Annotated in this window: 15 protein-coding genes; 5 read left to right on the forward strand and 10 right to left on the reverse strand. The window is 71.6% G+C overall.

All coding sequences use genetic code 11. The features are described 5' to 3' along the window. Positions 1-22 precede the first annotated feature (22 nt). Genes ABD979_RS06760 through ABD979_RS06770 form a run of 3 tightly spaced genes read left to right on the forward strand, consistent with a single transcriptional unit; the run spans position 23 to position 7,218 of the window. Positions 23-4,513: a glycosyltransferase gene (locus tag ABD979_RS06760; RefSeq protein WP_345506684.1), complete on the forward strand. Its 4,491-nt coding sequence runs from the start codon at positions 23-25 to the stop codon at positions 4,511-4,513. Next, the gene (locus ABD979_RS06765) at positions 4,506-5,252 is read left to right on the forward strand and encodes a DUF6270 domain-containing protein (RefSeq protein WP_345506685.1); all 747 of its coding nucleotides are present in this window, start codon (positions 4,506-4,508) and stop codon (positions 5,250-5,252) included. The genes ABD979_RS06760 and ABD979_RS06765 overlap by 8 nt, the downstream gene beginning before the upstream one ends. Continuing rightward, positions 5,236-7,218 carry a heparinase II/III domain-containing protein gene (locus tag ABD979_RS06770; protein WP_345506687.1) on the forward strand — a complete coding sequence of 661 codons (1,983 nt, stop codon included), beginning with the start codon at positions 5,236-5,238 and terminating at the stop codon, positions 7,216-7,218. The genes ABD979_RS06765 and ABD979_RS06770 overlap by 17 nt, the downstream gene beginning before the upstream one ends. Positions 7,219-7,220: 2 nt before the next feature. Here ABD979_RS06770 and ABD979_RS06775 read toward each other — a convergent pair whose 3' ends face one another. The 4 genes from ABD979_RS06775 to ABD979_RS06790 are packed head-to-tail and all read right to left on the reverse strand — an operon-like array spanning position 7,221 to position 11,358. Next, positions 7,221-8,432 carry a DUF6270 domain-containing protein gene (locus ABD979_RS06775; RefSeq protein WP_345506688.1) on the reverse strand — a complete coding sequence of 404 codons (1,212 nt, stop codon included), beginning with the start codon at positions 8,430-8,432 and terminating at the stop codon, positions 7,221-7,223. Beyond that, positions 8,347-9,492, reverse strand: coding sequence for a non-hydrolyzing UDP-N-acetylglucosamine 2-epimerase (gene wecB, locus ABD979_RS06780; protein WP_345506689.1), 1,146 nt, complete (start codon positions 9,490-9,492; stop codon positions 8,347-8,349). Before wecB ends, ABD979_RS06775 begins: the two co-directional genes overlap by 86 nt. Next, complete coding sequence (locus ABD979_RS06785) at positions 9,492-10,469, reverse strand: ABC transporter ATP-binding protein (RefSeq protein WP_345506690.1); 978 nt, start codon at positions 10,467-10,469, stop codon at positions 9,492-9,494. Before ABD979_RS06785 ends, wecB begins: the two co-directional genes overlap by 1 nt. Further along, the gene (locus ABD979_RS06790) at positions 10,462-11,358 is read right to left on the reverse strand and encodes an ABC transporter permease (protein ID WP_345506691.1); all 897 of its coding nucleotides are present in this window, start codon (positions 11,356-11,358) and stop codon (positions 10,462-10,464) included. Before ABD979_RS06790 ends, ABD979_RS06785 begins: the two co-directional genes overlap by 8 nt. Positions 11,359-11,641: 283 nt before the next feature. Here ABD979_RS06790 and ABD979_RS06795 point away from each other — a divergent pair, with 283 nt between their 5' ends. Further along, a complete protein-coding gene (locus ABD979_RS06795; protein ID WP_345506692.1) occupies positions 11,642-13,225 on the forward strand; it encodes a hypothetical protein in 1,584 nt (527 codons plus the stop codon). Between the two features lie 22 nt (positions 13,226-13,247). Here the strand turns inward: ABD979_RS06795 and ABD979_RS06800 are convergent, their stop codons facing one another. From ABD979_RS06800 to ABD979_RS06825, 6 genes are all read right to left on the reverse strand, one after another. Further along, positions 13,248-15,041 (reverse strand): glycosyltransferase family 4 protein, encoded by a 1,794-nt coding sequence (locus ABD979_RS06800; protein WP_345506693.1) that lies wholly within the window; start codon positions 15,039-15,041, stop codon positions 13,248-13,250. Further along, positions 15,038-16,378: a glycosyltransferase family 4 protein gene (locus tag ABD979_RS06805; protein WP_345506694.1), complete on the reverse strand. Its 1,341-nt coding sequence runs from the start codon at positions 16,376-16,378 to the stop codon at positions 15,038-15,040. Before ABD979_RS06805 ends, ABD979_RS06800 begins: the two co-directional genes overlap by 4 nt. Continuing rightward, the gene (locus ABD979_RS06810) at positions 16,375-17,508 is read right to left on the reverse strand and encodes an SGNH/GDSL hydrolase family protein (RefSeq protein ID WP_345506695.1); all 1,134 of its coding nucleotides are present in this window, start codon (positions 17,506-17,508) and stop codon (positions 16,375-16,377) included. Before ABD979_RS06810 ends, ABD979_RS06805 begins: the two co-directional genes overlap by 4 nt. A gap of 58 nt (positions 17,509-17,566) precedes the next feature. Continuing rightward, a complete protein-coding gene (locus ABD979_RS06815) occupies positions 17,567-18,601 on the reverse strand; it encodes an MraY family glycosyltransferase (protein WP_345506696.1) in 1,035 nt (344 codons plus the stop codon). Further along, entirely contained in the window at positions 18,598-20,586 is a 1,989-nt protein-coding gene (locus tag ABD979_RS06820) for a polysaccharide biosynthesis protein (RefSeq protein ID WP_345506697.1), read from the reverse strand. The genes ABD979_RS06815 and ABD979_RS06820 overlap by 4 nt, the downstream gene beginning before the upstream one ends. A 73-nt stretch (positions 20,587-20,659) precedes the next feature. Continuing rightward, complete coding sequence (locus ABD979_RS06825) at positions 20,660-21,715, reverse strand: LCP family protein (protein ID WP_345506698.1); 1,056 nt, start codon at positions 21,713-21,715, stop codon at positions 20,660-20,662. Positions 21,716-21,828: 113 nt separating this feature from the next. Between ABD979_RS06825 and ABD979_RS06830 the strand changes: the two genes are divergently transcribed. After that, positions 21,829-22,422, forward strand: coding sequence for a hypothetical protein (locus ABD979_RS06830; protein WP_345506699.1), 594 nt, complete (start codon positions 21,829-21,831; stop codon positions 22,420-22,422). Positions 22,423-22,441: the final 19 nt, after the last annotated feature.

The following is a 22,441-nucleotide window of genomic DNA, read 5'->3' on the forward strand; positions in this document are numbered from 1 at the left end:
GAACCGCACCCAGGGAACCCTCATGCACGCTGACGAGAGTCGCGACCAGCCCGCCCTCGACCGTCAGCTGCTCGCTGACTTCCTCGCCGATCCACAGAGTGTCTGGGTCAAGCACCGCGGCCTCAAGTCCCGTGACGCTGCGGCGCGCAAACGGATCTCCGAGCTGGAGAAGCAGCTGTCGAAGCTGCGACGGCTGGAGAAGGAGAACAAGGACCTCGAGCAGCGCCTCGGGAGCGCGAACAGCGCGTTGGATGCCTACCGGAGCGAGACAGCTCGGCTGAAGGCCGACCTGAAGCGGCTGCGCTCGTCACAGGCGTACAAGATCGGCCGGACGCTGACGCGGCCGGCCGGGCTCCTGCGTCGTCCGGCAGGGCCGAACGCTGCCGTAACGGCCGGGATCGAGGTGGCTGCTCCGGTGGATGCCGCCGTCACCGACCCGGCGGTGGGGGAGTCGCCGGGCACCGCGAGCCCGCCGCCGCCGGTCCCGCGGCGGCTGAGCGAGTACTCCTTCGAGGAGCTCCTGGCACGCTTCGAGGAACAGCCCGCGCCGGACCGGCTCGGACATGTGCTCTCGCGGGCCTGGTACCAGCAGGGCATGGTCGCCCTGCCTGCTCGGTTGCTGCGTGACCACCGTGACATCGCGGAGCAGCTCGACCAGCGTGGTCGCGACCTCGCGACCCGCATCGAGGGTGCGGATCGCGTCATCGCACACGGCATCGAGCTGCCACCGCGCGCGGACGGCCCCGCCTACCAGCCGGAGCGCGGCCGCATCATGTACTGCGCGTACTCGACTCCGGCGTTCAACTCCAACGGCTACTCGATCCGCACCAAGGGGGTCACCGACGGTCTGCGTCGGGACGGCGCGGACGTCGTCGTCGTCGGCCGGGCGGGCTACCCGTGGGACGCCGCGGCCGACGGGTCGCGGCCGCCCGCACGGCGGCACGTCGCGACGATCGGCGGGGTCGACTACGTTCACCTGCCGGGAGCGAATCTCGGCACCACCCCGATCGACCACTACGTGCTCCAGTGCGCCGACGCCTTCGTGCGAGAGGCCCGTCTCCAGCGGCCGAGCCTCATCCACGCGGCGTCGAACCACCGTGTGGGACTGGCCGCGCTCATCGCCGCCCGACGGCTCGGGCTGCCCTTCGTCTATGAGGTGCGCGGCCTGTGGGAGATCACCGAGGCCTCGGACAAGCCCGGGTGGGAGGGCACCGAGCGCTTCGCCGAGCAGGTCCAGCTCGAGACACTCGTCGCGACCGAAGCGGACCTCGTGCTCGCCATCACGGCGCAGACGCGTGACGAGCTCGTCGCACGGGGCGTGCCCGCTGACCGTGTGCGTCTCGCCACCAATGCCGTCGACCCCGACGAGTACCTTCCGCTGCCCACCGATGCCGCGTATGCCGCGGCGATGGGCGTGCGCACCGATGTCCCGGTCATCGGGTTCGCGGGCAGCATGGTCGCGTACGAGGGCCTGACGACCCTCGTCGACGCTGCCGCGGTCCTCCACGAGCGCGGCATCGCCTTCCAGGTCGCCCTCGCGGGTTCCGGCAGCGCCCAACCCGACCTGGAAGCCCGCGTGTCCGAACTCGGCCTCGAAGAGCAGGTGCGCTTCCTCGGTCGGGTGCCGGCGGCGCAGATGCCCCGGATGCTCAGCCTCTTCGACATCATGCCGTGCCCACGGCTCTCCCTGCCCGTCACCGAGATGGTCTCGCCGCTCAAGCCTCTCGAGGGGTTGAGCGCCGGAAAGGCCATCGTCCTCTCGGACGTCGCGCCCCATGTCGATCTCGCGGGCGAGCACGAGGAGCGGGCCCTGCTCTTCCCGGCCGGCGACGCCGTGGCGCTCGCGGACGTGCTCGAACGGCTCATCACCGATCCGGGTCTGCGCGCGGACCTCGGTCGCGCCGGGCGCCTCTGGTGCATCGACGAGCGCAACTGGCTCGCGTTGGCGTCGACGATTCGTGAGGGTCACGAGGAGGCCCGAAGGAACCACGACAGCCTCGTCGATGCTGACGCGACGCGCACCCTCGGCAGCCTGCGCCTCGGACTCATCGCCGACGAGTTCACGAGCCGCACGCTCTCCTCCTCGGTACAGACCGTGCCGCTCGACCGCGAGGGCTATGCCGAGCAGCTGGACGGGCTCGACCTCGTCTTCGTCGAGTCCGCCTGGTCGGGCAACGGTGGGCAGTGGCACCGCGGAGTGGGCTTCTACTCCGACGAGGAGGACCGCGCCATGGCCGGCCTGCTCGAGGCCTGCCGCGAGCGAGGCATCCCGAGCGTCTTCTGGAACAAGGAGGACCCGGTCCACTTCGCGAGGTTCGTGCGCACGGCCTCGCGTTGCGACCACGTCTTCACGACCGACGGCAACATGGTCGTGCCCTACCTCGAGGCCGGTGTCGGCACGGTGCGCACCGCCGCATCGTTGCCGTTCTACGCCCAGCCCCTCATCCACAACCCCCTGCCGGGCGGGCGACCGTTCGAGCAGACCGTGGCCTACGCGGGCACCTACTACGGCGACCGGTACCCGAAGCGCTCAGCGGAGCTGTCGCGCCTGCTCGGCGCCGCGAGACCGCACGGTCTCGCCATCTACGACCGTCAGCTCGCGGTGCCCGACTCGCCCTACCACTTCCCGGCCGAGTTCCGGCGTGACGTGCGAGGCAGCCTTCCCTACGACGAGGTCATCGACTCCTACAAGGCCCACATCGCCAACCTCAACGTCAACTCGGTGGCGGACTCGCCATCGATGTTCTCGCGTCGGGTGGTCGAGGTCGCAGCCTGCGGTGGCGTCGTGCTCTCGGGGCCGGGCCGCGGCATCGAGGAGACGTTCGGGTCCGTGATCCCCAGCACGGGGCAGACCGCGACGTGGCGGGCGATGCTGCGCGACTGGTCACTCGACCCGCAGGCCCGTCTGCGCGAGGCGTGGCTGCAGATGCGGGCCGTCCTGCGTGCGCACACGGTCGACTCGGCCCTGACCATCCTCGCCCGCACCGCCGGCATCCCGGTGCACGCTCCCGGCCTGCCGACGTATGCCGTCGTGCTCGACGCCACGCGCTCCGACCTGCTGGCGTCGGTGGCCTCCCAGTCCGTGCTCCCGAGCGCCGTCTGCGCGTCAGCCGGAGCGGACGAAGCGCGTGCCGCCCTCGAGCCCCTGGGCGTTCGTGTGCTGCCGTGGGAGGAGGCAACGGGATCGGTCGACTTCATCGGCCACGTCACCGAGCCTGTCGGACGCACGCACTTCGAGGACCTGCTCCTGGCCACCCGTTTCGGCAGCTGGGAGCGCATCGTTCCGCACACCGAGGCCGCCCTCGAGCACGGGCGACCACTGGCGCGCCCCCTCGACCCGGGGCAGGGCATCGACTCGACGCGTGGACTCGCCTCGCGGGAGCTGCTCGCGCGACACGGTGACCTGCACGAGGCCCTGCACGCCGACTCCACGGCCGTCGAGCTGCTCGTCCCTGCGCCCGTCGTGCCGCTGGACAGGTCCGCGGATGCCGACGTGGACGCAACGCTGGACCGGTCGCGGGAGCTCGCAGGTCGCACGGTCGTCGTCGCGGGCCACGACCTCAAGTTCGCCCGCTCGACCATCGCCGCGCTCGGGGCTGCCGGCGCCGAGGTGCTCCTCGACGAGTGGGTCTCCCACAGCGAGCACGACGAGGACCAGTCCATGGCGCTGTTGGCGCGGGCCGACATCGTCATGTGCGAGTGGGGGCTCGGCAACGCCGTCTGGTACTCGCAGCACGTGGGTCCGGGGCAGCGGCTCCTCGTGCGGGTGCACTCCCAGGAGCTGCGCCGCGCCCACCTGTCGCGGATCAAGCACACGTCAGTCGATGCGTACGTCTTCGTCGGCGAGCTCGTGCGCGAGGCTGCCGTCCACAGCCACGGGGTGCCCCGGGCGAAGACTTTCGTCGTGCCCAACCCCGTCGACGTCGTGGGACTGGCTCTCGACAAGCATCCGGGGGCCGAGAAGACGCTGGGACTGGTGGGGATCGTGCCCCGCACGAAGCGCTTGGATCTTGCGCTCGACGTCCTCGAGGGCCTGCTCGAGCGCGAGGACGACTACCGCCTGCGCGTCAAGGGCCGTACTCCCGCGGACTATCCCTGGATGCTCGACCGGCCCGACGAGATGGCCTACTACGACGAGCAGTACGCGCGTATCGAGAAGATCAACGCCGCCCACCCGGGAGCGGTCCAGCTGGACGGTCATGGCGACGACATGGCCGAGTGGTATCGCGGCATCGGGATCGCACTGTCGGTCAGCGACTTCGAGTCCTTCCACCTCACCATCGCCGACGGGGCGGCATCGGGGGCACTGCCGGCCCTCCTTGCCTGGCCTGGGTCCGATCTTGTCTACCCTCGCGACTGGGTGAGCCCGTCCGTCGGCGCGCTGGTCGATCGAATCGCGACCACGCGCCGCGACCCCGCCGCCTACAAGCGCGTCGCTCGTGAGAGCTTCGATGCCGGCACCGTGATGGACGAGCTGCTCGATCTCCTCGAGGGACGTGGAAGTGATGACTGAATCAGCGCACCAGGTCGGTGTCCTCATCTACGGCAGCTGCGTGTCTCGCGACACGTTCGCGCACCTGCCGGACTCGTTCCGGATCGTGCACTACGTCGCCCGCCAGTCGGCGATCAGCGTGGACGCGCCGGCGCGTGGGGTGGCCGAAGCCTTGCCCGCCCTCGCCTCCGCCTTCCAGGACCGCGTCGTCCGTGGTGACATCCGAGGTGACCTGCTGAAGGTCGTGTCGGCTCGGGTGAAGGACGTCGACCTCGTCCTGGTCGACCTCATCGACGAGCGTGGCGGTGTCATCGCGATCGGGGACGGCTACGTCTCGAAGCTGGCCGAGTTCTGGGGTGGCGGCGGTCGCGAGGTCGCTGGGAACGCCAAGCACATCCCGTTCGGTTCGGACGAGCACTTCGAGCTGTGGCGGGCCGGCATGGACAGGGTCGTCGACGGGTTCGCCGAAGTGGGTCTCGCCGACAAGGTGCTCGTGCTCCGCACCGCCTGGGCGGACCACCTCGATGACGGCTCGCCTCTCGAGATCCCGGCATGGATGACGCGGCCCGACATCGCGAACGCCCAGTACGAGCGCTACTTCGCCCACCTGACCGCCCGGGGGCTGCCCGTCGCGCAGCTGCCTGACGACCTGGCGCGCTCGACCCGATCGCACAAGTGGGGTCCCAGCCCGTTCCACTACACCGACGAGGCGTACGGCTGGCTCGCCGACACGATCGCTGCGCATGTCGTCTCGCGCTGACGCGAGCAGGGCCCTGCTCGCTCGGCTGGCGCCTGAGGTCGCAGCGCGTCTGCCCGCAGGGTCGGGGGCCGCAGGAGTCGCGCGCGCACGACGGCTCCTGGCCGACGACGAGCTGGACGTCGCCGAACACGGGGTCGTCACGGACATGGTCGCCGCCTGGGACGACCAGGAGCAGCGGTCGAGGGCTCGTCTGCTGCACGGTTTTCTCTTCCTAGCGGACGTCCGGCTCTTCCTCGAGACCGCCTCGCCCACGGATCGCGCGGCCATGGCCGACAAGATCATCGTGCTGCTGAAGGAGTGGGACCGCCGGTTCCCTCTGGGTGGGACCGCCAACCCGATGGCCTACCACGACGAGACCACCGCACAACGCGTCACCCAGCTGCTCAGCATCCTTCCCCAGCTGAGCGAGATCGTGCCCACGGAGACGGGGTGGCTGCGCGATCTCCTGGACCGCACGGCCGACCTGCTGGCTTCGGACGACTTCCATGCGGGGAGCAACAACCACGGCATGTTCCAGGACATCGCGCTGCTGTCCTACGCCGCCCTCGGGACGTGGCGGGACCTCGAGGACCGTGAGCGGTACTTCCGCACGGCCGACGAGCGTCTCATGGGGTACTTCCGAGTGAGTTTCACCAGCGAGGGCGTTCACGTCGAGAACGCCCCCAACTACCACGTCCTCGTCGCACGTCACCTCAAGGAGCACCGCGACCTCCTCGCTGCGGTTGGGTCCGATCACGCCGATGAGCTCGATGCCCTGCTCCAGGGCGCGACGGTGTACGCCACGCACGCCGTCATGCCCACCGGGGCCTTCCCGCTCATCAGCGACACCCAGCCCACGCACCTACCCACGGTCGCCCGACAGGTGTTCCGGGACGCTGGATTCCTCTACGCCGCGACGTCAGGCGCCCAGGGCTCGATGCCTTCGTCGCGCGTGCTGGTGCTGCCGCGTTCGGGCTACGCGATCTACCGCTCGGCGTGGGGTGATCCTGACGCCACCTTCGTCCTCTTCCATGCGGCGTACAGGTCCGGATACCACAAGCACTCCGACGACAACTCGATCTGGATCCGACACGGCGGGCGTGACCTCCTCAGGGAAGCAGGCCCGAACGGCTACCAGTACGCGCACCCGCTCACCCAGTACGCGTACTCGCAGTACGCACACAACACGGCGATCGTGGCCGGGCGGAGCACCCCTCGGCACGACGGACGCTTCGACGACGTCTCGATGAGGGCCGACGACGTGCGCGGCGACGGATTCCGGGCCACCGGCCGCAACGCACGGCTCGCAGGAGCCGTGCACGAGCGCGCCGTGTCCGTCACCGAGGATCCGACCGGCCATCCGACGATCGAGGTGGACGATGTCATCACCTGCGACGAGTCGAAGTTCATCGAGATCCTGTGGAACGTCGGCGAAGGTCTCGACGTGCGCCTGGGCGAGGGCGGCTTCGATCTCGTGGCCGCGGGGAGGCGCGTGATGTCCCTGTCGTTCACATCGGACGTGGATCTCCACCTGTCGGTGCACGCGGGTCAGCAGACACCTCGTTACCTGGGGTGGCGTTTCCCCAAGTTCGGCGCGGGGGAGCCGTCCCCGGTGGTTCGCATGCTCATGTCCGGTGCACGTGCCCACGTCACCTCCACCATCAGGTTCCATGACGAGGCTGTGGGTCTCCCCGGAGCGGCAGCGCAGCCACGGACAGAGGCACGCGGTTCGTTCCTGACCGTCGAGCTGAACCAGGAGGCGACCGGCGGGGTGATTGACGCGGTCGCGCGGGTTCCGGGCGCCCAGCACTACGCGTTCAGGCTGTACCGCGGCAAGGATGTCGTCGGGCGCCTTCCCTACGCCGCCCGCTCGGCCGTCCGGTGGGACGCACTGCCTCCCGGGCGCTACCGCGTGCGCGTCTTCGCCAGGACGACGACGGACGACGCGATCACCGCGGAGACGAGCGCGTCGTTGCACGTGCGCTGACGTCAGCCCAGCCGGACGCGCGGGCTGACCACCGAGGTCCGTTGACGTTCGTCGTCGAGGACGAACGCCTTGACGTGAAAGGGACCACGGCCCAGTCCGGTCACGTCGAACGAGTGCTCGCGGGACGGCCCGTAGTGTTGTCGAGCGAGAATGGCACGTCCGCTGAAGAGGTGGAAGGCGAAGGCGCGACCGGTCGAACGGTGAACCGTCGCGGTGACGGTGTTGGGTGCCACGGAGAACAGGGTCACGGACGGCGGTGCGTCTTGGCGACGCATGCTGGTGGCCCGAACCGAGGGGGGCCGCTGGTCGACCGGAATGCCCTGGTGTCCGGTGCGCGGCCGGGCGCACCGGGCGGCGATCGCCAGGGCGAGGCGCAGATAGCTCTGGTCGTCGTAGTGGAAGGGGGCCAGGCCCCACTTGTGGTCGGGGTCGGCCAGCACGAGCGGGTCGTCTGCGCCCACGACAGGCACGCCCACGACCTCCCTGGCCCGGCCGATGTAGTCGGTGAGGAGTGCGTTGGCCTGACCTGCCCCGAGGTCGAAGCTGGGAGGGGTGGCCTCTCCGGTCGTCGTCCGTTCCGCCCAAGGTGGGACGACGAGCAGCGTCCTGTCACGCAGTCCGCTCTCGATGAGCAGGTCTCGCCAGCGCAGAAGCGCGGCATCGAACTCCCGACGGTGCACGGCGCTGCCGAACGCATGGTGCACGGCGTCGGACGCCGGGGCGCCGATCATCGCTCGTGCTGCACGCAGCTCCACCGAGTCGGTGCTCCACCCGCCTCCGCGGTGCTCCCACACGCCGAGGCGCTCGTCCACGAGGTCCCACAGCACCACGTCCGTGCCGGTCGCCACGGCCTCCACGGTGGCGGGCAGCTCGGAGGCGGCGTCGCTCGCGCTCATGCGTCGCTGGAAGGGGCTCGGCATGGCCTCGGTCTCGGCAGGCACCGGCGCCGGTGGCGAGAAGGCGCTGATGAGGCTCTGTCGCGCCACGTAGTCGACCAGCTCGAAGGACTCCGGGTGGAGGAACTCGAACGTGTCCCTCGAGACGCAGCTGCCGCTGAGGAAGACCCGAAGCGGGGCCTCCGTCAGCGGTGTTGTGTGCGTGTGCAGGGACGTCATTGAGCCGTCGAGGTCAGCGCGGGTCGAAGTCGGGCAGTCGATCGTCCACGCCCAGCAGGTGCCCGATGGCGGCGACCGAGCGCGCAGCGGCCGCGCCATCGCCGTAGGGGTTCACCGCGTTGGCCATGGAGGCGTAGTGCGCGGAATCGGTGGCGAGTCGCGAGACCTCGGCGACGATGCGCTCCTCGTCGGTGCCGATGAGCTTGACGGTGCCGGCGTCGACCGCCTCCGGCCGCTCGGTGTTCTCGCGCATGACGAGCACCGGCTTGCCGAGGGAGGGGGCCTCCTCCTGCACGCCGCCGGAGTCGGTCAGCACGATGGTCGAGGCCGCCATCATCCGGGTGAACTCTCCGTACGCCAGCGGCTCGGTGACGAGCACGTTCTCGAGGCCCTCGAGTGCGGGCAGCACGGCGTCGCGGACGATCGGGTTCCGGTGGGCGGGCAGCACGACGCTGTAGTGCGGGAGCTCTCGGGCCAAGCGGGCCACGGCACGCCCGACGACCTCCATGACGTGCCAGTTCTCGCGCCGGTGCGTCGTGACCAGCAGCACCGGGCGCCCGGACGCCTCGATCTCCTTGAGAGCCGGGTCGTTGAAGGGGATGTCCTGCTCGACCGTGTGGAACAGCGCGTCGATGACGGTGTTGCCCGTCACCGCGATGGTGGCCGGGTCGACGTTCTCGCGCAGCAGGTTGTCTCGCGAGGTGGACGTCGGGGCGAGGTGCAGGGCCGTCACCTGCGACGTGATCTTGCGGTTCGCCTCCTCGGGGAAGGGTGAGCTGATGTCGCCGCTGCGCAGGCCGGCCTCGACGTGCACCACCGGGATCTGTCGGTAGAAGGCGGCGATCGAGGCTGCGGCCACCGTGGAGGTGTCGCCCTGGACGACGACGGCATCGGGCGCCTCGGACTCGAGCACCGCGTCGAGTCCGTCGAACACCTTGGACATCAGTGCATTGAGCGTCTGACGGTGGGCGAAGACGTTGAGGTCGTGGTCGGGCGTGATCCCGAAGATCTCATTCACCTGGTCGAGCATCTCGCGGTGCTGCCCGGTGACCACCGTGATGGAGTCCAGTTCGGCACTCGCCTCGAGCGCCTTGATGACCGGCGCCACCTTGATCGCCTCGGGTCGGGTGCCGTAGACCGTCATGATCCGCTTCGTCATCAGTTCTGTCCCTGTCTGGCCCGGCGACGCGCGGCGCGTCCCTTGGGCTCGTCGCTCTCACGGGGTGGGGTGGTTTCGCTGAGACGTGCGCGAGCGTCCTCGAGCAGGCCCGCCGCCTTGTCGGTCTCGCCCTTGGCGATGTTCCAGGCCCACCAGCGGTAGGCGCGCGCCGTCTCGTAGGCGGGCCCGTCGGCCACCATCTGGCCCTCGTGCAGCCAGATGGCACGCGTGCACATCTCCTCGATGGTCTGCGCGGCGTGGGAGACCAGGAAGATCGTGCCGGCGTCGGCCCGGATCTCCGCCATCTTCTTCTCGCCCCGCTCCTTGCTCGCCGCGTCGCCCGTCGCGAGGGCCTCGTCGATGAGCAGGATGTGGGGTCGCGCTGCAGCGGCGATGGAGAAGCGAAGGCGAGCGCCCATGCCCGACGAGTAGGTCTTCATCGGCAGGTGGATCGAACGCCCGATCGCCGCGAGGTCGAGCACCTCGGGGATCGTCTCCTTCACCTCTGCCGGCGTCTTGCCCATGGCGAGCAGGCCCAGGCGGATGTTCTCCATCCCCGACAGCTCCGGGAGCAGGGCCGCATTGACGCCGAGGAACGACGGCGTCTCGGTCGCGAGCACGCTGCCCCGCGTGGGTGTCTCGAGGCCGGCCATGACCCGCAGCAGCGTGCTCTTGCCCGAGCCGTTGTGCCCGACGACCCCCACCGACTCACCGGAGCGGGCCACGAAGGAGACGTCGTCCACGGCGCGGACCGTCACGTTGCGGGCAAGGCCGAGGCGACGCAGCACCTTCGAGGACCGGTCCGGTCCACCGCGCTCGCTGCTCGGCACGCGGTAGTGCACGGACAGCCGCGAGACGACGACCGAGGGGCGACCGAGGGGCACCTCGATCCCCTTCTTGGGAGCCGACTCGTCCGTCGGGTCCGTGGTCTCCTCGTCGCCGAGCACGTCGGCCCCGGTCAGTGCCTGTTCACTCACGGCCGTACTCCTCCTCCGCCTGCCAGAAGTAGAGGAAGCCGAAGATCGGGGTGATGACCGCCCACGCGGCCAGCGTGAGCCAGAGCTTCAGGTCCGGGGTGGTGCCGTAGAGGAGCAGCTCACGGGTGAGCTCGATGACGCAGTACGCGGGGTTGAGCTGCAGGATCTCGAGCAGGGTCGGATGGGTGATGAAACGTTCGAGGGAGAACATCACGCCCGAGCCGTACATCCACAGCCGGGAGAAGAGCCCGAGCAGCATCCGCAGGTCTGGCACGGCACTGGTGAGCCGCGCCGTGTAGAGGACGAGTCCCGCGTTGAAGCAGACCTGAAGCACCACCACAGCGGGGAACAACAACCAGCGCCATGTCAGCACGGCGTGGGGCGGGATGGCCAGGATCATGGCCATCATGACCGCGAGGACGGGAAGCATGGATAGCGCGTCGCGCAGCACCAACCCTAGTGGGATCGACGCCCTGGGAAACGAGAAGGCCCGGATCAAGGTCTTGCCACTGCTCATCACCGTGGATCCACCGGTGAGCGCCCGCCCCGTGAAGGAGAACATGAAGACGCCGGTCAGGAGGAAGCCGATGTAGTTGGGCACGCCTCGCGACGCCCCGAGCAGCACGCCGAAGATCAGGAAGTACGTGGCGCCGTCGAGGATCGGGCGGCCGACGATCCAGAAACGGCCGAGGACCGTGTCGCGGTTGCCGCTGAAGGCCCGGGCCCGGGAGTCCGCCCAGATGAAATGGCGGCGGCCCCACAGCGAGGAGACGTACCGTCCCAGTGGCTCGCGCTGGCCGACCGGTTGGAGGCGCGCGACGTCGACGGCGTCGAAGTGCGCCGTGCCGACGTCGGCCAGCGCCGTCTGGATCCTACTGCGTCGCCGCATCAACGATCGCTCCCAAGGTGCTCGTAGGTCTTCCGGTACCACGCCGCCAAGCCGTGCCACGTGCGTGGCGCCCGGACAGACGCCCTGCCGTTCCTGGACGGAGCGACAGGGGCTCGTCGTCGAGCAGCGAGTGAAGTCTAGTGGCTCCGGGCTGGACGTCCTCTGAGTGCGGGCGGTCCGGGCGCGCCTCGGCGCGGGACCGGCGAGGTCGGGCAAGCCACGCCCGACCTCGTAGACTCATCCGGCCCCAGCAGCATCAGAGACGTCCTTCAGGAGATCGCCAGTGGCCGAGAACAGCCCCGACCTGACGGCCGCGGTGGTCTCGGTCGACGCCGACGGCCTCGTGCGGCGCGCGGTGCAGGACCGGGCCGAGGCAACCGTCACGCGCCCGGGGCCGTTGCTCGTCGACGGGTGCGCGCCCGCGACCTCGACGGGCTCAGGACCGGAGCCCACGGGGCCCGACGGCGCCGTGACGACTCGGAGCCTCTTCGACGGTGACGTCGTGCACCGCCGCCGCGTGGAGCGTGTCGGGGTCGACGGATCGGCTGGTCAGACCCGTCTCGACGTGCTCGACACCGTGTCGGCGGACTCCGTCCACGCGTACGAGCTGCTGTGGCCCCTCGACGCGGCGGTGACGCCCGTGCTCCACGGCCACGGCTTCGAGCTCTACCTCGACGGCGTGAAGCTGCTCGACGCAGCCATCAGTTCCGACCTGCCCCTGCGCGTGGAGCTGGCCGACGGTGATGCGGGGGCCCGGCCGATGATCCGTGTGGCCTTCCGCGGCGACCGGGCGCAGGTGCGCACGAACGTGCGCCTCGAGGACTTCCACTACCGCGACCGGGGTCTCGCCTCGCCCGAGGCGGGGTGGCGGCGCACCAGCGGCGGTGTTGGGCTCAACTACCACCGGGTCGACGCGACCGACGCCGCAGGCGCGACGCGGCTGGCCGTGGTCTTCACCGCGGTGCACCAGCTCGGCGACTTCACGTACAACTACAAGGCGACGGTCGACCAGCTCGGCTGCAACGCGCTCTACATCCTCGACGACTTCGGCGACCAGGGCGCCTACTACCTTCAGGACCACGGGGACCGCGGCATCTTCGACGCGGTGCAGGAGCTCATCTCGGCCACCTGCGCCGACCTCGGTCTCACCGCGCAGCACGTCGTCACCGTGGGCTCATCCAAGGGCGGCACCGCCGCGCTCATCCACGGCCTGGCAGGCGGCGTCGGCGAGGTGTTCGTGGGCGCCCCCCAGACCCGGATCGGTTCGTTCGTCGCGACGCCGCACCCCAACATCCTGCGGCTCATGACCGGCGGCGAGGGCAGCGACGACGTCGCCGAGCTCGACCGCGCGCTCTACGACATCGCGGGCGAAGCGCTGGCCCGTGACACCGGCGTGGCCACGACCAAGGTGTCCGTCGTCGTCGGCGACGCAGACCACCACTACCGCGGCCACGTCCTCCCCTTCGTCGAGCACCTGCGCTCGCTCGGCGGGGAGCCCACCCTGCTCGTCGTGCCCGGCCTGACCCACGCCGACATCGGCGCGACCTACCGCGAGTGCCTGAAGACCTACCTCGGGTCGCTGCTCGCGGGTGGGTCGGCCGCGCCCGACGCCGTCGACGAGCCCGACGTCGTGGCGATCGCCCGGGACCGCACGGTCTCTGCCGTCGTCGTGCGCGGTGACTGGCCGGAGTACGCGGGCCGGCTCTTCCGAGGGTCGGAGCTCGTCGCCAAGCTGCCGTATGCGCCGGGGCGCACCCTCTCGTGGCGTGACCTCGCTCCTGGGCGTTACCGGGTCCGGGTCTTCGCCCGAGGGGGCGGCAAGGACCAGTCGTCTGCCCGGACGACCGACTGGGTGACCGTGCGCTGACTGGTCTCCGGACGGGACCGCGTCAGGCGTCGGCCGCAAGGCCCTCGTAGAGCGTCAGGTAGCCCTGCGCCAGGCCCTGCCACGTGCGGGTGGCGGCGAAGGCGCGCCCTGCGTCGCCGAGGCGGCGGCGCAGGGGCTCATCGTCGAGCAGCGTCTGAAGTCTGGTGGCCAGGTCCTGAGCGTCCTCTGGGCGTGCGAGCAGGCCCGTGCCGGGCACGGCGACGATCTCGGCGAGGGCCGGCAGGTCGCTCGCGACGACGGGCCGGCCCGCGGCCATCGCCTCGATGGGCTTGAGCGGAGTGACGGTGCGGCACACGTCGACGTCCTGACGGGGCACGACGAAGACGTCGAGCGCGCGGTGCCAGGCCGCGGCCTCGGTGCGGTCGACCCGGCCGGGCAGCACGACGGCCCCCGACAGGCCGAGGCGCTCGACCTGGGCCTGCAGCGCGGGGCGGGCCGTGCCGTCACCGACGACGGCGCAGCGCACGTCGAGGCCCCGAGCCCGCAGGAGGGCCACCGCGTCGATGAGGACGTCGACGCCTTCGTACGCGACGAGGGAGGAGACCGTGCCCACCCAGAAGCCGTCGGCCGGCAGGCCGAGCCCCCGGCGCGCGTCGCGGGCGTCGACAGCGGGGGAGAGGAGGCCCTCGTCGACCGCGTTCGGCATGACGCTGATCGACCCGGCCGGCACCCCGCGCTCGACGAGGTCGCGTCGCAGCGCCTCCGACAGCACGACGACGTGGTCGGCCGCGAGCGACATCTCCGTCTCCTTGTCGTGGCAGAGCCGGAAGCGCTCGCTCTGCAGCGCGGCCGCCTGCTCGTCCGCGGGCCGCGAGGCGAGCCACGTCTTCTCGAGCTGGCCCCGCACCTCGTAGACCCAGGGCACGCCTGTCGCCGCCGAGACCGCCTGCGCGACAAGCGCGTTCGGGAAGTGCGTCGTCGTGTGGAGGGCCGTGGGCCGGAAGCGCTCGACGTGCGGCAGCAGCATCTCGACCGTCTGGTAGAGGCGCTCCTCGATCGTCGGCGCCATCCGCCCGGGCACCAGCCGTCGGTAGATGACGCCGTCGACGACCTCCGACTCGAGCGCGCCCGGCAGGCCGATCGTGACCGGGTAGCCGAGTCGCGTGACCGCCTCGACCTCGATGCCCGCCGCGCGCTGGGCGTGCAGGATCGAGTGCGAGCGCAGCGCGTAGCCCGAGCTCGTGCGCGGCACGCTGTTCGTCAGCAGGTGCAGCACCCGCGGCCCGTTCGCGTATGCCGGCGCCGGGGAGTCCTTGCCGTGCCCGTCGCGCGCCCGTCCCGCCGTCGAGGTGGCGGTCGGCACCGGGAGGCGGAAGCCGGGCGTCGTGGTGCGGCGGTCGGAGGTGAGTCGGGCGTGCTGGCGGCGGGCCGCGCCGCCGCCGGCGCCCTCGAGCACCTCGAGAGCGGCCGTGAGGTCCCCACGGCTCCACGCGGCCCGGGCCAAAGCCGAGGCCGGAGCGTCGTCGCGGAGCGGCCGTCCGACCTGCACCGCGAGCTCCGCGGCGAGGCGACGACCTGCCGTCGTGCGCGGGCTCACCTGCGCGAGCAACGACCGCACCTCGGCCGGGCGGTCGGCGAGGAAGTAGCCGAGGGCCTGGCGGAGGGACGGAGCACCGGGGTCGCCGCGGAGGACGAGCCCTGCGGCACGGGTGCGGGTGGTGAGAGGCAGACGTCGCACGGCCTGCACGGCGAGCAGGGCGGGGTCGTCCTGGGCGTTGCGCCAGGCGACGTGCGCCAGCAGGCGCACCTGGCGCAGGCGTCGCACGGTGCTGCTCTCGGTGGTGGGGTCGGTCATGCGCCCACCACCTCGTGGAGCACGTCGAGGTAGCGGCCGGCCAGCCTGTCGTCACTGGCGTGCTCGCGCACCCAGTCGCGGGGGCCCGCGCCGACGGAGAGCCGGCGGGGGTCGTCGACGAGCGTCTGCCACAGGTCGGCGAGCGCTTGGGCGTCGCCGGGCGGGCTGACGTGACCGGCACCCGTCTGCTCCACGATGTCGGCCGCCTCGCCGGCGACCGAGGCGGAGACGTGCACGCCGAGCGACATGGCCTCGTAGAGCTTCGACGGGACGGTGAGCGACAGTCCTCGCCAGGCGCGCAGCACGACGAGCACCGAGTCGGCCCAGGCGTACTGCTCGACGAGCTCGGCCCGCGGCACGGTGCCCCGCACGTCCACGGGGGCGTCGAGGCGGCGGGCCAGGGCGGCGAGCACCTCGCCCTCGGCCCCGGCTCCGACGATGCGAACGCGCACGGGTGTGCCCGCCCGAGCGGCGAGGCTCGCGGCCTTGACCACGGTCGAGAGCCCCTGCGCGCGACCGAGCGTGCCGGCATACAGCACGCGGAGCGTCCCGTCGGGTTCGCGGGCCGGGCGGCCCGTCCAGCCGAGCAGCGGGTGGGCCCCGTTGCGCACGACGTGCACGGAGCGGACGCCACGGGCACGGAGGGTGTCGGCGAAGCTCTCGGTCGTCGTGACGACCGCCGTGCCGCGCCGCTGCAGGCCGGTGGCCACCCGGTGCAGGGTGGTCATGCCACCCCGGCGCACGGCGTCCCGCGCACCGCTGCGCAGGCTGTCGAGGCCACCGGCCGGTGCCGGGTGGTGCCGGGGCGCCATGGCCTCGCCGGCGGCGCCATGGGCGGTCTCGGGGGCGGGCAGGTCGTGCGGCGACGCGAGCTCCCACTCCTCCGCGACGTCGAGCAGGTCGGGCCACGCATCCCTCATCTCGACCACGAGCGGGACGCGGAGCGCCGTCGCCACAGCGCTGCCGGCCGCGAGCATCGGCAGCGAGGGCACGGTCGCGACGACGACGTCGGGGCGGTGTCGACGGAAGCGAGTGGCCGCGAGGCGCGTGGCGCTCGCGGCCGCGACGAGCTGGTCGGCGAAACGCGAGCCCACCTCGGTGTCGTACGGGCGGAAGGCGGTGCGGTGCAGCGTCTCACCTCGCTGGCCGGCGTGCACGGTGCCGGGGCGTTGATCGGCGTGCGCGGGGTCGAGCGGACCGCGGGGGTAGTGCGGCGGGGGAGCGATGACGCTCACCTCGTGGCCGGCGCGCACGAAGCGCTCGACGAGTGATGCCCAGCGTTGCTGCGGCGCCCCGACCTCCGGCTCGTAGTAGTGGCTGAGCAGCAGGATCCTCACTGGCCGTCGGCGCCCGGGACGTCGACGACCGACCCGCCGCCGCCATCGGCGGGCGGCGGCGGCGTGATCGGTTCGCTTGTCGGCGTGGTTGGGTCGGGGGTCGGCGTGGTGGGGGCGGTCGTGGAGGGCTCGGGCGTGCCGGTGCCCGGATCGGTCGGCGTCGGCGTCGGCTCCGGGTCGGTGGTCGGGTCGACGGGCGGCGGCGTGTACGGCGGCCGCGGACGGGTCGGCACGGGTGTGTAGGACGGCAACGGCGCCGCGGGGGTCGACGCGCTCACGGTGGGAGCGGCAGGGACCACCGGGTCGGGCGCCGTGCCGCCGAGGGCGCGGTAGACGGCGAGGCCCCAGAGCTCCCCGCCGCGCTGGTTGACGCTGGGCGGGTCGACGACGGAGACGAACTGGTTGGGGTCGCCGGCCTTGCGCAGGGCGGCGGCGACGTCGATCGTGGAGAGCCCCCGGGTCTTGGCCCAGGCGCGGGCGGCCTCGCGCACGACGCCGCTGACGTCGTCGCGCTCGGGCGCCTGCAGCACGACCGCGACGGGCACCCCGGGCCAGCGCGTGCTGATGGCCTGGTACGTCGTGCCGAGGTGGCTCGCGATGTTGTCGGCCGAGTCGTCGCGCCCGTAGCTGAGCAGCACCGCGTCGGGCCGCTGCGGCACGAGGAACGGCAGGCGCTTGACCGCGTAGTCGGCGGGCGCGCTGCGGCGGCTGCCGTTCCAGATGGTGAAGGTCGGGCCCTTCTTGCCGTACGTCAGCTTGTCGGCGTAGCGCGTGGGGTCGGAGGCGTCGAGGTTGTGCAGGACGACCTGGTGGTCACGGCCGAGGAGCGTGCCGAGGGCCGTCACCCACTCGCCCTCCTCGTCGCCGGTGCCGTCGCCGAGCACGGCGAGCGTCACGGGCCGGGTCGCCGTGGCGAGGCGCGTGAGCGCCATCGCCGGCGCGATCGGGGTGGGGGCGGCCACCGTCGGCGGGGGCGTCGTCGTGGACGTGGCGCGCGTCGGGGTGGGCGTCGGCTCGGGGAGCGTGTCCGACCGACCCGCCGTGAGCATGACGACGCCGGTGACGAGCAGCACGTTCACCGCCACCGCGAGCAGCCCCAGAGAGAGGTCGGTCCCCTTGAATCGACGCATGCGGGACATTGTGCCGTGCAGGGGGCCAGGACGACGAACCGGCGGGCGCGGGTGGCCCTCAGATCTCGAGCTCGTCGCGCACCTGCGACCACCGGGCACCGGTGTTGGCGAGGCGCGGGAGGAACACGTAGAGCACGCCCACGCCGGCGAGCAACACGACGGTCACAAGCCGCACCTGGCGGCCGGCGCCGAGCAGGCCGGGCAGGGTGAGCAGCACGCACGCGAGCGTGAGGGCGCCCACGACGCACGAGGTGCGCAGGTGGCTCCAGCCGGCGTGGGTGAGCCGCTGGTAGACGTGCAGCCGGTGCGGCTCGAAGATGCGGTCGCCGTTCGCCATCCGGCGCACGAGGGTCGTCAGGGAGTCGGTGAGCAGGATGACGAGCGGCGCGAGCAGGGCTTCCACGGGCGCGCCGGCGAGGAGCAGCCACACGCTGAGCACCGCCCAGATCGCGCCGAGGCCGTAGGAGCCGACGTCGCCGAGGAAAACCCGGGCCTGGGGCACGTTGAAGGGCAGGAAACCAAGCGATCCGCCGAGCACGGCGGCGGCGAGCAGGGCCGCCGCGGGCACGTCGGTCACGAGGGCGACGACGGCGTACCACCCCGACGTGATGACGGCATGCCCGGAGACGAGCCCGTTGATGCCGTCCATGAAGTTCGTGATGTTGACGAGGACGATGGTGCCGAGCACCACGAGCGGCACCCAGAACGCGGTCCGGTGGGCGACGATCGGGGCCGTGGTCGCCCAGACCGCGGCGACGACCGCCTGCCCGCCGAGGCGCGGCACGACCGAGAGCGTGCGCAGGTCGTCGACGAGGCCGATGGCAGCCATCGCGACGACGGGCAGCACCGCGAAGGCGAGGTCTCGCACGACCGTGTTGGAGATCTCGGGGGTGAGGAGGACGCCCAGGAGGCTGACGCAGGCGGCGGCGACGATCCCGAGGCCACCGCCGCGGGGGGTCGGCACGGCGTGCATCGACCGGTCGACGGGCACGTCGACGACACCTCGGGAGCGCAGCAGGGGTAGGAGCGCGAGGATCGTGGCGACGGACACGACCAGGCCACCGACGGTGGTGGCGAGAACGGGGGCGGTCATGAGTGCGAGGTCCAGGCCGTTCGGTCGTGGTGGTCAGGGGCGTGGTGGGCCGTAGCGTCGTCCTCGGCCTCCGAGGCCGGCCCGGGAGTCGGCCCGGAAGTCGGCCCGGGAGTCGGCCCGACGAGGGAGGTCGAGGCGTCCTCGACGCCGGGCGCGGGCGGGGGAGCGACGACCCCCACGGCGTCGCGCAGCCAGTCCCGCACGAGCTGGACGCCGCCGGAGGTGACGACCCCGGTGCGCAGCTCGGTGATGTCGAGCAGGAGGTCGCGCGGCAGCACGGGGATGCGGACCCGGCTGATGAGCGGGTGGAAGGGTCGCTCGTCGGGCTCGCCGGCCGCGAGCGTCGTCTCGGCGAGCTTCTCGCCCGGGCGGGCGCCCGTGTAGACGATGCGCGGCTCGGCGAAGCCCTGCAGGGCCGCGAACCGGCGGGCCAGCTGCTCGATGTTGTGGGCCGTGCCCATGTCGAGCACGAGGCCGTCGCCCGTCTCGCCGTCGACGGCGGCCTGCAGCACGAGCTGGCACGCCTCGTGCACGGTCATGAAGTAGCGCGTCATGTCCGGCGAGGTGATGGTGATGGGCCGGCCGGCCGCGAGCTGCGCCGCGAACGTCGTCAGGGCCGAGCCACGCGAGCCGAGCACGTTGCCGAAGCGCACCGACATGTATCGGGCGTCGTCGGAGGCCGTCGTGCCGAAGGTCGCGGTGAGCAGCTCGGTCGTCCGCTTCGTGTAGCCGAGCACGCTGCGGGGGTCGGCCGCCTTGTCGGTGGAGATGTTGACGAAGCGGTCGACGTCGGCTGCGACACAGGCGCGCAACAGGTCGGCCGTGGCGACGACGTTGGTGAGGAAGGCCTCGGCCGGGAAGCGCTCGGCCAGCGTCAGGTGCTTGATGGCCGCCGCGTGGAACACGACGTCGGGCCGGATGTCGGTGATGAGGTCGGTGATGAAACCGGGCGTGCGCAGGTCGCCGAGCACGAGGTCGCGCGACTCGAGCGCGCCCTGCCCGTCGATCGAGAGCTGAACGGCGTGGAGCAGGCTGTCGTCCCGGTCGGTCATGACGAGCCGGGCCGGGGAGTACTGCGCGATCTCGCGGCAGAGCTGCGAGCCGATCGAACCGCCGGCGCCCGTGACGAGCACGGTCTTGCCGTCGAGGTAGCTCGCGATGGCCTCGGTGTTCGTCTCGACCGAGCCACGGCCGAGGAGGTCCTCGAGGAGCACCGGGCGGAACGCCTGGCGCGGCAGCTCGACCTGCGACCCGACCCGGCGGCCCGGGCCCGCGGGCGCGCCCTCGGAGGTCAGCATCTCGGAGAACGACGGGAGCACGAGCAGCTCGCAACCGCTCTCGGCGGCCACGTGCACGACGCGCTCGACGGTGGCCGCGGGCGCGGACGGGATGGCGAAGAGGATGATCTCGGCCTCGGTCGAGCGCACCACCTCGTCGAGGTCGTCGATCCGCCCGGCCACGCGCACCCCGAGCACCCCGAGGTGCCGCTTGGCGGGGTCGTCGTCGACGAGGGCCACAGGGTGGAGCGCTGCACGCGAGTCCTGGAGCATCATCGCCACGGCCTGCTGGCCGCCCGAGCCGGCGCCGACGACGACGGCCCGCCTCCCGCCACGTCGGTCGCGGCGCTGCCGGGCCCGGTGGATGCGCACCGCCGCGTAGCGCAGCACGAGCCACGCCGACCCCGCGGACGGCGCGATGGTGACGGCGACCGAGAGCGGCACGATCGAGGGGTCGGTGAGCACCGAGGCGGCACTCAGCGAGGCGCCGAGGCAGAGGGCGGTGATGCCGAGACCGAGCATCTCGTCGGTGCTCGCCCAGCGGTAGCGCCGCGCGACGAGCAGGCCGTAGGTCACGAGGTAGACGGCGGCCGAGAGCCCCATCGCCAGGGCGACGCCCGGCCGGTTCTTCACCGAGAACGTCAGGTCGTAGCGGGCGGCTGCGAGCACGGCGAGCACGAGCACCAGGAGCGCGACGTCAAGCAGCATGAGCAGGAGCCGCGGCCACCGGGGTGCCCGTGGTCCGATCGCGATGCTCGGCATGCTCACCGTGATCGTCGACTCACTTGTAGGACTGCAGGGCGTCGGTGCGGATGGCCTCGCCGAGCTGGTCCATCTTCACCTCGTCGACGACGTCGATCGACTGGCCGTCGGGGCTCGTGCCGAAGCCGGTGAACGGGGCGGTGACGAAGCGGATGTCGCCACCGCGCAGCCCGCGCAGGGCGAAGGCCTCGGAGCGCATCGTGCCGACGTCGAGCTTCTGGTCGACGGTGAGGTTGTCGGTCGCGGCCTCGACGAAGTTCTTGAACTGCACCGGGTTGGTCAGCGTGTCCTTGCTCAGCGTCTTGAGCATGAGGGCCTTGACGAAGGCGAGCTGGCGCTGGCCGCGGGAGATGTCGCCCTCGCTCAGCTGCTTGCGCTCGCGGACGAAGGCGAGGGCCATGTCGCCGTCCATGTGCATGACGCCCTTGGTGAAGGTGTAGCCCGCCGAGACGCTGGGCTCGGCCACGTTGACCTCGACGCCGCCCACGGCATCCGTCATGCTCTTGAAGCCCTCGAAGCCGAGCATCGCGACGTGGTCGACGCGGACGCCGAGCATGTTCTGCATCGTCGAGACGAGCAGCGGGGCGCCACCGAACGCGTACGCGGCGTTGAGCTTGTTCTTGCCCTTGCCCGGGATCGACACGTAGAGGTCGCGCGGGAAGTGGATGAGAGTGACGTCGCGGTGGTCGGCGGGCACGTGCACGAGCACCATGACGTCGGAGCGCGCACCGCTGCGCCCGGGCCCGGCGTCGTTGCCGATGATGAGGTAGTTGGTGCCGTTGCCCTGCGGCTGTGCCACGACGCTGCCGTCGTCGGCGGTGGGCTGGTTGCTGCCGTCGGGCAGGAGCAGCTCCTGCTTGACGTTGTTCGTCACGATGTGGTTGAGCCAGGCCAGGTAGCCTCCGACGGCGAGCACCGGCACGAGGATCAGCACCAGGGCCGCGATCAGGATCTTGCGGTTGCGCCGCTTCTCGCGCGTGGGGACGTGCCCGTCGTCGCCCGTCTCCGGGTCGTCGAGGTGGTCCTCGTCCCCGAAGAGATGGGCCTCGTCCTCGTGCTCGCGCGTCCTGTCCACCGCGCAAGTGTACGGGTGGGTGGCTGCTGATCCCGACTGCAAAACAGACGAACTGGACACCGTCTGTGCTCCCGCGCTGCTCGCTCCGACTCGCGCTGCCTAGAATGCGCGCCATGGCACGGGGACAGGGGCAGCGCCCGAGGGCCGGCGGCGACCTGCCCGTCGCCGCGGCCTTCGTCGGCGGGTTCGTGCTCTACGTCTGGCTGCTCACGCGCCTGACCGAGCCCGTCGTCACCGTGCTCTCGTTCGTCTCGGGCGACCACCCGAAGGTCTACGCCGCGCTGCTCGCCGGCCTCACGGGCCTGCCCGGGCTACTGCTGACGCTGCCACGCGCGCTGGCCCCGCAGGTGCCCTTCGTGCGCGCGTCGGTCCGCAGTCGCCGCCAGCTGGCGCTGCACCGCCGGTCGTATGCCGTGCCCGACCTGCTCGGGGTCGCCGCGCTCCTGCTCGCGCAGGTCCCGCTCCCCGCCCCGTGGGGCCCGGTGGGCAAGGCGGCCACGATCGCCAACGTGACGCGCAGCCCCGCGATCGTCGAGCTGAGCGCGCTCTTCGCCACGTGGTCGCTCGTCGTGCTCGCGGTTGGGGTCGCGGCCGCCGCGATCGTCCGGGTCTACGGCCACGCGGCCGCGTACCGGGTGATCGGCATCATCCTCGCCGGCGGGGCCCCGGTCGTCGCGTGGTTCGCGGTGGTGCGCGCCATCGCCTGAACGACGTTGACCGCCAAGG

The organism is Terrabacter aeriphilus, from assembly GCF_039542985.1.
Lineage (GTDB): Bacteria > Actinomycetota > Actinomycetes > Actinomycetales > Dermatophilaceae > Terrabacter > Terrabacter aeriphilus.